10 protein-coding genes are annotated in these 12772 nt (G+C 44.9%); 3 read left to right on the top strand and 7 right to left on the bottom strand.

Annotation, left to right across the window (positions count from 1 at the left end; genetic code table 11):
* Nucleotides 1–42: 42 nt before the first annotated feature.
* The 3 genes from G9U52_RS17795 to G9U52_RS17785 are packed head-to-tail and all read left to right on the top strand — an operon-like array spanning nt 43 to nt 3530.
* Nucleotides 43–1377 carry a spore germination protein gene (locus tag G9U52_RS17795; RefSeq protein ID WP_166151985.1) on the top strand — a complete coding sequence of 445 codons (1335 nt, stop codon included), beginning with the start codon at nt 43–45 and terminating at the stop codon, nt 1375–1377.
* On the top strand, nt 1370–2449 hold the full coding sequence (locus G9U52_RS17790) for a GerAB/ArcD/ProY family transporter (protein ID WP_311764888.1): 1080 nt from the start codon (nt 1370–1372) through the stop codon (nt 2447–2449). Before G9U52_RS17795 ends, G9U52_RS17790 begins: the two co-directional genes overlap by 8 nt.
* Nucleotides 2436–3530, top strand: coding sequence for a Ger(x)C family spore germination protein (locus tag G9U52_RS17785; protein WP_166151983.1), 1095 nt, complete (start codon nt 2436–2438; stop codon nt 3528–3530). The genes G9U52_RS17790 and G9U52_RS17785 overlap by 14 nt, the downstream gene beginning before the upstream one ends.
* Nucleotides 3531–3633: 103 nt before the next feature.
* Here the strand turns inward: G9U52_RS17785 and G9U52_RS17780 are convergent, their stop codons facing one another.
* The 7 genes from G9U52_RS17780 to G9U52_RS17750 form a co-directional block, all read right to left on the bottom strand.
* Nucleotides 3634–6936, bottom strand: coding sequence for a response regulator (locus G9U52_RS17780; protein WP_166151982.1), 3303 nt, complete (start codon nt 6934–6936; stop codon nt 3634–3636).
* A gap of 103 nt (nt 6937–7039) precedes the next feature.
* Entirely contained in the window at nt 7040–7516 is a 477-nt protein-coding gene (locus G9U52_RS17775; protein ID WP_166151981.1) for an SRPBCC family protein, read from the bottom strand.
* Entirely contained in the window at nt 7517–8053 is a 537-nt protein-coding gene (locus G9U52_RS17770) for a TetR/AcrR family transcriptional regulator (RefSeq protein WP_166151980.1), read from the bottom strand.
* Nucleotides 8054–8291: 238 nt separating this feature from the next.
* Nucleotides 8292–8726 carry a GNAT family N-acetyltransferase gene (locus tag G9U52_RS17765; protein WP_166151979.1) on the bottom strand — a complete coding sequence of 145 codons (435 nt, stop codon included), beginning with the start codon at nt 8724–8726 and terminating at the stop codon, nt 8292–8294.
* Nucleotides 8727–8802: 76 nt separating this feature from the next.
* On the bottom strand, nt 8803–11250 hold the full coding sequence (locus tag G9U52_RS17760; RefSeq protein WP_166151978.1) for a S9 family peptidase: 2448 nt from the start codon (nt 11248–11250) through the stop codon (nt 8803–8805).
* A 94-nt stretch (nt 11251–11344) separates the two neighbouring features.
* Nucleotides 11345–12196 (bottom strand): NAD(P)H-binding protein, encoded by an 852-nt coding sequence (locus G9U52_RS17755; RefSeq protein ID WP_166151977.1) that lies wholly within the window; start codon nt 12194–12196, stop codon nt 11345–11347.
* A gap of 62 nt (nt 12197–12258) precedes the next feature.
* Nucleotides 12259–12720, bottom strand: coding sequence for a MarR family winged helix-turn-helix transcriptional regulator (locus G9U52_RS17750; protein ID WP_166151976.1), 462 nt, complete (start codon nt 12718–12720; stop codon nt 12259–12261).
* Between the last annotated feature and the right edge of the window lie 52 nt (nt 12721–12772).

Here is a 12772-nt window from a genome sequence, read left to right as displayed (position 1 = left end):
AAAATAGTACCAGCAGCATTTCTTTTGGGGAGGCGTAAAACAGTGGATCCTTGGTTACAGCAGATGCAAGAGAAGCTCGGGAATAACGAGGATTTTTTTATGCTAAAGGATTTCCTGGCGGACGCTCCGGTCTGCTTGTTAGGGTTCAAGAGCATCATTGATGTATCGTTAACACAGGCTGCCCTCCATGAGCATATAAGTAAAGCTATCTCAGCTAACCAATCAATTGACGAATTAATGAAGGTGCTTGGTGAAGTAAAGGAGAAGGCTATTGCCGAGGCAGTAGCCTCTATTGTTATGGGCAAGCTTGTTATTTATTTTGAAAATCAGCAGCAATTTATCATTGTGGAGCCAACCACCAAATCACTAAATCGTTTATACGGGGCACCCAGTAACGAAAATGTGCTTCAGGGCCCAACAAGCTCATTGATGGAGGAAATTGACCACAATGTGGGCAGCATTAGAAAACAGCTCCCGTCGAATAAATTACGGGTACAATCGTTTCAAGCAGGCAGAGACCAGCAAAAAAAGCTCGCTTTGCTTTATATGGAAGGCCACGTCGATATGGATTTAGTAAATACGGTCAAGCGACAAATCGAAACAAATTTACATCTGGAAATCAACAACCTCCAGAACTTATCCCGCACGTTAGGGTTCTCATCATGGGGCGCTATGTCCAAATATAACATCACGGAGATGCCCCAAGAGGCAGCTTATGCCTTAAGAAAAGGAAAAATCGTCTTATTGCTGGATCGAATGCCTTTTGCGCTTATTCTCCCCAGCCTGCTATGGGACATGTTCGCCCTAGAAAATGACCATAATTATCCTCATCTCTTAATGATCATCATTCGTTTCGTCCGTGTAATTGGCATTTTAGTGACCTTACTGATACCAGGCTTGTATGTGGCGCTTGTAGCGGTAAACCCCGAGGTGCTAAGAATCGAAATGGCATTGTCCATCGCCCAAAGCCGTAGCGGTATTCCTTATCCGGCGCTCGTAGAGATGATCCTGATGCTGGTCATTATGGAGCTTATTATAGAGGCCAGTGTGCGGCTGCCCAAAAGCATCGGTCCGACGCTAACGATGGTCGGCGGTATTATTCTTGGGCAAGCGGTCGTAACTGCCCAATTGGTAAGCAGCCTGCTTATTATTGTGCTCGCTGCCACCACTATTGCTAATTCCACGGTCGTGGGATTTCAAAACTCGCTTTCAGTCCGGCTGTTTAAATATGTCATCGTTATTTTGTCCTCGATATACGGTGTATTGGGCATGCTGGCTGGCCTCGTCTTTATGGGCACCTATATGGCCAGTATCAGCACATTTGGGATTTCTTATCTCCACTTCACTAGGAAAAAGGATGAAATCAGCCGTGGATAGAAGCTTGCCTGTAGTAACTATGTACATCATCACCAATTTGGGACTTTTATTTTTCCTATACCCCGGTGATATTATTTCCAGCACAGATGAATCCCACTGGATACCGATCAGCTTGGGATTAGCAACTCATTTTTTGTTCCTGTCGATGTACATGAAAGGCTTAAGCTATTTTCGGAATCGCGATATTATTAGTATTTATGTAAGCACGGGAAAAACTGTTGCTGTTATTTTTTTGCTGCCGATGATGGTCTATTTGCTAATTATTGCCATTATCATCTTGCGCGCCTGCTCTGAGATCATTACGATCGTCTTTTTATCCAGCACACCGCTATGGTCGATCATCATCCTATTGCTTTCTATGTCCACGTATATGGCTGCCCAAAGCATGCAGAGTGTATTTCGTACCGGAGTGCTGCTCGCCATTTTATTTCTACCCAGCATCCTCTTCGTGCTCCTGCTTTCTTTTCAAAATATCGATTGGCATTATATATACCCGCTTTGGAATAACGATTTTTCGTTTCTGAAGCAAACGTCTTACTTAAAAAGCTATTTCGCCTTTTCGGGCAGCTTTTTGTTTCTGGGCTTCGTACAGCCTGGCTTCACTTACCAACGCTACAAGGTCCAGCTTGCAGCCATTGTCCTTATGCCATTTTTCCTCTTGTCCGTGTATATCCCGGTTCTTACCTTTGGGCAGGCTACAGCTTCTACATTAACCTTTCCTTTTGTAGTGGCTTTAGATGCTGCCCAAGTGAATTGGCTCATTTTTGACCGGATTACGATGTTTTTTTTGCTAAACCTAATTACCTTTATTATCCTATTTCTTGCATCGCTCTTGTGGATGACTAGTAAAATTGCAGCAATATGTCTCCCAGCCGTTAAACCTGCCTACATGGTAGTTTCAATTGCGGCAGTCCTATACATCTTTTGTTTAATGATTCCAGATTGGAAGGAAGTAGACCATTTCTTTGTGTGGAACACGCCATTACGATTCTATATGCTAATTGCCATTCCGATATCGATTTATTACTTGGGATTGCGGTTTAAGAGGAAGGAACGCCATGCGGATAAGTAAGCTCACGGTTCAGGCGCTTGTAGCAATCTGTCTGCTCTTAATATTAAGCGGCTGTTGGGATAACAAGGATATCAATCATCGCGTATTGCCCGTGGTTATGGGAGTTTCCAAGCAGGGGAGCCTATTTAAAGTGACTTTGCAGATTCCAGAGCCTGGACAGGATACATCAAAAGTAAAAATCGTGGCGAAAACGGGGGTAACCATCACCCAAGCAGTAGATAAAATTAGCGAAAATTTAGAGAGCCGTGTCGATTTATTGCATTTGAAGGTCATTATTATGGACAAGGTCTATGCCAGACAAGGGCTTAATGATACCATATCCGGCTTTATCAGGTCGCGTGAGGTTTCCCCCAAAGCACTTGTTGTGATCTGTGATGAAGATCTTGACTTTTTTTTCTCCCAAATTAAACAAACCAAGCAGACTGACGGCAATAATCTATATGACTTTTTCGAAAAAAATGCCGGCTGGAATCCACAAATCGCGTTAACACGGGTTTGGCAGGTGTATCGCAGTATCCATTCCTTCACTCGGGATGTGGCCGTCCCCATGATTAAATCCGACAAAAGTACACTCGTGGACAATGTAGGCTCAGCCATTATTAAAAACGGGAAAATGGTCGACCAGATCAGCACCGAGGATACACTTCTGTTCAATGCCTTTAATGGCCAGAGCGCACAAGGAAAAATTGAAGTGATGGACCATGCCAGTGTCTTGGTGCTCAGCAACACGATGAAGCTGGAAAGTAAGCTCAAGGATAAGGAGCCCTATATGAAATGCACTATCCAGTTAAAAGTATCCTTGCTCGAAGTCACGGACAATACCCCCAATGAGCAAATCAAAAAAGAGCTGGAGCTTATGCTCACTAAGCAGTTCACGAAAATGTTTATGAAAATCCAAGCAAAGGAAGCGGATATCCTCGGGCTTGGGCAGTATTACAGGAGTAAAATACCGAGAGAGGAGCTGGCGCATTGGAGGTCGGAGTACTATCCTAATTTAGAGTTCGATCTTCACATCCAAACCATTATTCAAAATGAAGGCAATCTGAAAAACCCAATGAAAACCAATTACATTAATCCGTAGGATAGTAAGGATCATCGGCGTTTGGTCCGTCAAAAAGCCTCCAGCTTGTCTTCAAGCTGGAGGCTCTTCTATGTGGAATTCTTTGCTCCCCTATCGGCGAGAGTTATTTATACAGCCATACCTTTAACAGTGAAAATAATTGATCGGGGTTAATGGGTTTGCTAATATAATCACTTGCTCCGGCATCCAGGCATTTGATTCGATCCTCCAGCATGGCCTTGGCCGTTAAAGCGATGATCGGCAGCTGCTCGAATACCGGCATTTGCCGTATACGCCTCATAGCTTCATACCCATCCATTACTGGCATCATAATATCCATCAGGATTAAGTCCATATCCGGCATCTGCTCCAGCACCTCTAAGGCTTCTTGGCCATTTTGGGCAAACATAATTCGGATATGATATTTCTCAAGAACCCCGGAAACCGCAAAAATATTACGCATATCATCGTCTACAAGCAGCACTTTTTTGCCTTCCAGCGCGCTATGCGGATTGTTCAGCTCCAGAAGAATTTGCTGCTTGTCCTCAGGAAGCTTGGCTTGAACCCTATGCAGGAATAAAGAAGCTTCATCGAATAACCGTTTCTTGGATTGCACATTTTTGATGATGATGCTGTCCGCATATTTTTTTAATAGGAGCTCTTCTTCCTTGCTTAATGCTTTGCCCGTGTAAATAATAATGGGGATTGTACGCAGCTGGGCATTCGTTTTAATTCGCTCCAACAGCTCGAAGTGGGAGATATCCGTTAATTCAAGACCCATAATGATACAGTTAAAGTGCTGGTTGCTAAGCTCAGCAAGCGCTGCTTCGCCATTGGAAACATCCGTAATATGCACGTCCTCATGACCGATTAATTTCACCAGATCCTCGCGCATCAGCATATTTTTTTCAACAATCAGCAGCCGTTTGACTCCATCATGAATAAACGATTCAATTCTTGTAAAAGCTTTTTCCATAATTTCTTTATCAATAGGCTTCTTCACATAGGCAAAAGCTCCCCTGCTAAGGCCCTCCTGTATTTCATCCAATACGGACATGACAAAAATCGGGATATGGCGGGTTTCCGACTGAATTTTCAAGTAGTTTAACACCGACCAGCCATCCATAACAGGTAAATGCATATCTAATATAATGGCATCAGGGATATAGGTTTTCGCAAGCGCTATTCCCTTGTCACCCTGCAGTGCCACTATCGTTTTAAATCCGCGAGACCTGGCCATATCCAAGATAACCTTGGCAAACACGATATCGTCCTCAATCAGTAGTAACACTTGATCCTCCGGCCTAATCATGTATCGGTCATCATCGATTTCCGAAGGCGCCAGAAGAACAGGATCGGATAGCTGAAGCACGGGCTTTAATACCCCTTCTACGTAGGAGTCTGCATTCGTATGGGCAGCTTCTATCGCAGCAGCTACCTCCCTTAAAGGCTGCCTCACAGGCTGAGAAGTAACAGGCAAATATAAGGTGAAGCTGCTGCCTTGCCCTTCTGTAGATTGCAGGTCGATGTCGCCACCCATTAACTGGGCTAATTTGCGGCTGATCGTTAATCCCAGCCCCGTACCTCCATAATTGCGAGTGGTGGTGCCATCCACCTGCTGGAAGGCATCAAATATGCTATCCTGCTTATGATCGGGGATGCCAATGCCTGTATCTGTTACCTTAAAGGCAATCATTTCTTCGGGTGAGGCTGGGAATTCTCCCATAGCGCCAACAGGTGCCCATTCAATCTCAAACAGCACCTTGCCCTCTGAGGTAAACTTTAACGCATTAGATATTAAATTACGCAAAATTTGCTGGAGGCGATACCCATCGACTTCAATGCTGTCTGGCAATTCCTCAGAAATTTCAATAGAAAACTCAAAATCTTTTTTCAAAGCGACAGGCTGGAAGTTTTTCCATATGACATCCTTAATATCTTCTAACCTTACAGACTCTATAGTAATGTCCATTTTACCCGACTCCACTTTGGACAGATCCAAAATTTCATTGATAAGCCGCAGCAAATCGCTTCCCGATGAATGGATGGTGTGGGCATATTCAACTTGTTTGGCGTCCATTCTCCCATTACGGTTTTCGCCCAGCAGCTGGGAAAGAATAAGCAAGCTGTTCAGCGGCGTCCGCAGCTCATGCGACATGTTCGCAAGAAACTCTGATTTATATTGATTGGATAACTCCAAGTCATGGGTTTGTTGCTCCAGCTCTCTTTTTTGCAACTCCGTAATCGCAAACTGCGCCTCCAGCTGCTGCGCTTTGGCAACCAACTGCTGATTGCTATCCTCCAGCTCTGCTTGCTGCAGCTGAAGCTCCTCTTCGGACAATTGCAGCTCATCGGTTTTTCTTTCCAAGTCCGCGTTTGAAATTTCCAAAGCGGCCTGTTGGCTCATCAATTCCTCTGATTGTACCTGCAGCTCCTCCGTTTGTGCCTGAAGCTCCTCGGTCTGCGCCTGAAGCTCCTCCGTCTGGGCTTGCAGCTCTTCGTTCTGGGCTTGCAATTCTTCAGATTGCGCTTGCAGCTCTTCCTTCTGTGTTTGAACCTCAAAGTAGAGCTCATCCACCTTGTTACGATCCATAATCGAGTTGAGCAGGATACCCAAGCTATAGCACAATTCATCCAAAAGCTGCCGCTCCGTTACCGTTAAGGCTTGTAAAGAAGCAACCTCGATTACGGCCATTACCTCCTCTTGGTACAGCACGGGATGCACGATCAATTGAACAGGCGCCGACTTGCCCAAGCTGGAATTCACTTTTATATAATCGACCGGAACCTCATTAAGTACAATAGTCGTCCGATCCAGCGCGCATTGTCCGATTAAACCCCGACCCAGTTGAACCTCTCTTCGCAGCTGCTCATGGTCTTCCTCAATAGCATAGCCTGCCGTAAAGGTAAGGCGATCGGCTGCTTCCTTTATATATACCGTTCCATAGCTTGCACGTAATAGCGGGAGTGTTGTATTCATAAACATTTGAGCGGCCTGCTGCTGCTTATGGATCCCCTGGAGGCTAAGCATTACATCAGCAATATGCGATTTAATCCAGGCCTGTTTTTCCATTTCCAGACGGAGTTCTTTTTCTACTTTTAACTTCTGCAGCACATCAACAGCGGTTTGTTGAAACAAGCTGCTGAGCGAACCAAACTCATCGTTCGTATGGACGTCTTGCGGGGGAGCTGCTATTTGTTCATTCATTATATGCCGAGTCATCGCTGCCAATTGCTGGGTGCCTTCATTCATCCTTTTAAATACACGAATTATGGTTCCAATTCCTACTGCTAAACCTATAAATAATAAAATAATTGCGAATGTGGACGGGCTGTTGGCTGGCTGGCTGAGTATAATTGCCGTGAGTGAGCTTACAATGCCGAGCAGAATACCAATACCCATACCCAATTTCGTTTTTATTTGCATTCGAAAGTGTTCTCCTTTAGTTGTTGGCCTATTGCACTATCAATAGACGGTTATACCTATTACCCTTTCACTAGCTATATAACGCAATTTTACTTCGGGAAAACTAATTCACCTCCCTGACAAGCTGCACGTATTGTACATACCACTTTTCCCAATCGTCTTTACGGGATTCCACAGTCCTCCCCTCCATCAAAGCATGAATCACATCCAAGCATACATGCCAGCCTGCTAGGTCTCTTGGGGTGTGGTCCGTCATGGCATGAATTTTTTCTATTAAAACTAAACGGCAGCCTCCTGCTTCCGGGTATAGCTCAAATCGTACAAGATCCTTATCCCAAGTATATTCCAATATGGAGCGCAGCTTCAGCTCGATAATTTCCATCTCTTCAAACGTTCCGTTCTGCATATCGAACTTAATCTTTCCACCTTCACGAAGCTCTTCGATCCGCAGCTCGGAGAACCATTGAGCCAGCTTCTCGTTCTCCGTCAGCCAAGCCCATACTTGATCTACAGCATGCGGCAGCCTTCTTTCGAAGCGAGCCCTATAACCCCTTTCCATCTTTTGAATCATTGCTAACATTCAAATCTCCTCCAATTCATTAGACATTAGCTCTGGTAGATGCAAGGCCATGGAGATATTGCACAACATGCCTCTAGCGAGAAAAATGATCGTTCTCTCATAGGGCTTTTCTATGCCTGCCTGCTTGAAAGCATCAACCACCAGTTGCTGGACATTCCGGTAGCCCTTTTGCATCACTTCTACAATAGCGTCCTCTTTAATCGTCTGTGCCTGCATTTGCAGCAAGGTTTCATTTTGGTACGACTTCATAATTTGCACATAAGCCTCTATCAATTCTTTCTCAAGCTGGTCGGAGCTAACCGTATGAATCACGCTGCGGAAAGCATCCAGAATCCGAGTCCATGATACCTCTAGCGCTTCTAACAATAGAGCTTCTTTAGTGGGGAAAAACCGAAAAATATACGGCTGGGAAATTTGCGCACGCTCGGCCACCTTGGCTGTTGTCGCACGATAATAACCAATCTCCGCAAATACCTCGATCGCGGCAGATATGATATCGATTCGACGGTTAACAGAAATGGTTGTATTTTTTGTCATGAGGTTGGTCCACCTTTAGCCATTTAATGGTAATTGATCAATCACTTTCAAATTTATGATAGCATATTGGAGTTTGCTTTACAATCTAACTAAAAGCGTAGCCATCAGCTGAGAAACTAGCTTCACATATCGTTTCAGCTCAAAAAACTCAAAATAATGGCCCTAAACCGATGTTTCCCATCGGATTAGGACCATTAGAACAAGTGCAAACCGCCAAAAACGATGTTAATACGGCCAACTACTCTTCATCCACGAAAAATGTACATTGGAATCTTTCCACGCCAGGGTACTTCTCGCCAAGGCTTGCTATCGCGAAACCAAGGCTCCGGTAAAAATCAACAGCCTCCTCATCCGTCTCCGCGAGCAGGACGTTAGGCTTTTCCAGCTCCAGCAGCTCAAGAATAATTCCTCTTCCGAAGCCTTTGCCACGTTCCTCTGGATCAACCGCAATATGTTCGAGCTTAATGGTAAAGTCGCCTGTAGCGTTGTCCATCAGGCTATACCCAATTAGCCCAATGATCTCTCCCTCCGACTCGTACCCTTGCAGCTTGCTTCCATTGTTTTTATACTGGTCCACCGTTTTCTTGAGGCGTTCTGGGTCTGGGAAGGTAGCATAGCCAAGCAACTCTTGGATGCCCGCTTCGTCCAATCTGGGTTTAATATCGATTAACATAAGTGGGAAGCTCCTTTACTTGGTTTTGATGGCGCGGAGCCGCACAAGGTGCAGCTCCTATTGGTCTAATCGAATCCTATTTACCCAAATGGTTGTCTAAGAATCTAAGAAGCGCTGTATAGAAATCAACCCGATTTTCAAAATTCTGAAAGCCGTGGCCCTCATCATTTTTGATCATATATGGTGCATCAATACCACGCTGGCGCAATGCCAAGACGATCTGGTCAGACTCGCTTTTTTTCACTCTGGGGTCGTTCACGCCTTGGGCGATCATCACAGGCACTTTAATTCGGTCGACATGCAGGAGCGGCGACCTCGCCTCCATGGACTGCTTATCCAACTGAGGATCTCCTACACGCTTATACATGATTTGGCGGTCAGGCTCCCAATACGAGGGCATCGTGCCCAGAAGGCTAAGTAAGCTGGAGGGACCCATATAATCAATACCGGCCGCGTATAAATCCGGGGTGAAGGTGACTCCGGCCAATGCCGCGTATCCTCCATAAGAAGCCCCATAAATGGCGATTCGTTTGGGATCGGCATAGCCTTGCTGTGTAACCCAGCTTACGCCATCAGTAATATCATCCTGCATCGCATTGCCCCATTGCAAGTTTCCTGCATTTAAGAATTCCTTGCCATATCCCGTAGAGCCGCGGAAATTCATCTGCAGTACACCGTAGCCGCGGTTGGCCAATAGCTGAACCTCGCTATTAAACCCCCATGAGTCACGTGCTTGTGGTCCTCCATGCGGCAAGATCACGAAAGGCAGGTTGGCTTTGCCTGATTTGGGCAATGTTAAATAGCCATTAATCGTCAAGCCGTCACGTGACCGGTAAGAGATCGGCTTCATCTCCGCCATTTGGTAAGCTTGAAGCCAAGGCTTGCGATCCGCAATTTTATCCAGCGTGGACTTCGAACGATCATAATAATAATAAGTACCCGGCGATGTATCGCTGTATGTCATTAATAGCACTTTGGAGTCCGGCAAAGGATTTCCAATAATAGAATAAGATTGTGCGCCTAGCTTGCCAGCAATCTCTTGGTTGAGCAGCTCAAATTCCTTGTCTAAATACGCATAGTGGACTTTATCTGTCTCATATTTAACAGCTAGAATAGCCTCTTTCCTATACGAAACTACGATATCCGTAACATCTGCTTGGGCATTCTCATAAACTGTTTCTCCCATATTACTCGTATTCAGGTTGAATTTCACAAGCGCAAGCTTATCCCTGTTTATATTGGATAGGGCAAACAACTGGCTTTGATCGAATGAGAACATGATGGGAATGAAGGATTCCTCAAATTTGACCGTTAATATCGGTTCAAAGGGATCCTTCGCTGTTCTTCTGTAGAGCATCTTCGTCTCAATGCCATCCGTGGCCATCGCGATCCTCACGTCCCCATACAAATCCGTCATCCACCTAGTAACATTACCAGGATTCTGGGCGATCATTTCCATAACTCCGGTCTTTACATTCAACCGATATACGTCAAAAACCTGTGAGGAGCGTTTGTTTAAGCTAATTATAATATCCTGCTCATGGCCTTGCAAATAGGATATAGAATCGAGAAATTCGGCTCTTACATCATTAAAGGGTGTGAGATCCTGTTCTTCCAAACCATCTGCACGGACGGAGTGAAGATGATAGTCCTCGGTGCCATACATATCCGTCATATAAATTAAACGCTCGTTATTAAACCAGAAAAAGCCTACAATATCGCGTTTCTCTATGGTCGTGATGCGGGTAGAGGTTTCTTCACCAATCGGTCCCACAAAAATCTGTATTTGATTATTAACAGCTTTTAGAAAAGCCATTTGCTTGCCGTCAGGAGACGGCTGAAACCCAGATTGGTTGGAGGCTTTCAAAAAATCCTGAATAGGAAGCTCATTCTCCTTATTCTCTCCAAGCGCCATCGCCCTGTTTAAAAATAAGACGAGCTGTGCACGTGTCACCTTGTTCTTGGGCATGAACTCCAATTGCTCGGTTATAAAGTTCTGTTTAAGACGGACAACATCGATAATATGGCTGTCACTAATAGCCTTTTCATCCTTGAACCATATGTTCATATGGTTATCCTTAAGCTGAAAAGCACGGGCAAGCAAGCTTGCCATCTGTTCGCGGGTCAGGAACTCCTCCGGGCCAAATTTGCCTTGGTCGCCTTGGACTATGTTTTTCTCCTTCAATATGTTAACAGCTTGTACATACGGGCTTGAAGCCAGAACATCCGTGAAACCATTCAGCCCGGACGGTGCATCCAGCTTCATCGCCTTGCTTAGCCACATAGCGGCAACGCCACGTGTAATTTCCTGGTCGGGCTGAAACAAACCTTCCGTGTTTCCTTCTACGATGCCCATTTGCGATAGCTTAGCGATCTCTTTGCTTGCGTAATGCTCGATAGGTACATCCTTATAACCTGCCGCGGCTGCCACCAACTGCCCTACACCACTTGCTGGCAGAGCAAAAACAGCTAGTAAAGCAAAGATGGTAATGCTGGATAATAATCTGGCCAAATGATGTTTCATCTGATGCCCCCTTCACAAAAATTTATAATAGAAAACATATACATTATATTAAATTACATCCATATTTGGTATAGGGAATATGGGATTTATTCCCTCAATATTTCATAGTAATAAAAGGTTTCAAGCTTTCTTTTAACGAAGTGACGGAGCCCCCGATTAAAGACTCCAAATCTGCTGAGGTGGAGGAAGTATCGATTTTGCCCAAAAACCCATATATCCAGTTTTGAATTTGTGGATCCTGCCTCAGCGTGATAGGTTTACCTGTAAGCTCTGACAGGGCTATCACTAGATCATAGAAGGTCCAGGAATGGGGTGCCGTAAGCTCGTACGTCTTATGCTTATGCCCATGATGCTCACCATTATGCCCAAGCCCAGCGCCCGCATCGCTAAGAACAGCGGCTATGCCCAGAGCAAGGTCGCCCCGCGTTACCGTATTAAACTTCCAATCTCCCGGATAAATGCCAAGCTCACCTGTAGCTATTGCCTTATCCAACTCTAGCACCCCGACAAAATCTGTGTACAAAGCATTCCGCAAAAACGTATGGGGAATGCCGGATGTAAGAATGGCATGCTCCGTGGCCAAATGCAAATGGGCTGGTGAAATAGTGCCAGTGCCCAAGAACGCAAAGCTGGTATATAGCAGATGGCCCACCTTGGATTTCTTTGCTGCTTCTATCACATGGGCATGCTGCCGCAACCGAATCGTATCATCTGGATTAGAGCTAGATATCAGCAGGAGCTTGCTGGCTCCAGCGAATGCTTGCTGTAGCGATTCTGGCTGGTCATACTCGCAGAATCTCACTTCAATCCCTTGAGCCAGATAGGGCTTCGCTTTCTCCAGGTCTCGAACACAAGCTATGATTGAATCCGACTGTACGTTTTGAAGAAGCTGCTTGATGATTAAGCTCCCTAATTGGCCATTAGCCCCTGTAATAACGATAGACATTCAACTTCATCCTCTCAGCACTCAATTTGTAGTTAAGCACTTAACTATTTGAATAAAGCAAGCTACTTTGCTCGTAGTTTACTTAATAAACCAATCAATTGTTTCAATTCCTGCTCTTCCAAGGCTTTCATTTTTTCGGCAATGCCTTGACGGTTTTCGGGCAAATATTTCAAAAGTATACTTTGGCCCTCATTTGTTATGGAAATCACAGTTTTCCTGCCATCCTTAGGATGGCTGGAGCGACGAACCAATCCGTCCTTCTCCAAAGGGATCAGCAAGAGGCTAATATTCGGCTTCGTAACACCAATTTTTTTGGCAAGCATAGAGGGCAGCATCGTTCCTCCTTCCTTCATTATTTCAACCAATATGCGGATTCTGGCGCCGTTTAAGCCTTTGGATTGCCAATATTTTTCCGAAACCTCCACTAAATGTGCCGTAGCTTCTACCAACGCAAAAAAAGCCTCTGTATACATGGGTACATCAAGCACATAGTCCTGCAGGTCTTCTTTGTTATCACCATTCATACCTTCATCACCACCATCAAATAGTTAAGTGCTTAACTTAATTGAAATGTAC

Origin of the sequence: Paenibacillus agricola, from assembly GCF_011440305.1 — a bacterium.
GTDB classification, from domain to species: Bacteria; Bacillota; Bacilli; order Paenibacillales; family NBRC-103111; genus Paenibacillus_S; species Paenibacillus_S agricola.
This window is presented reverse-complemented; position numbering and strand designations above follow the sequence as displayed.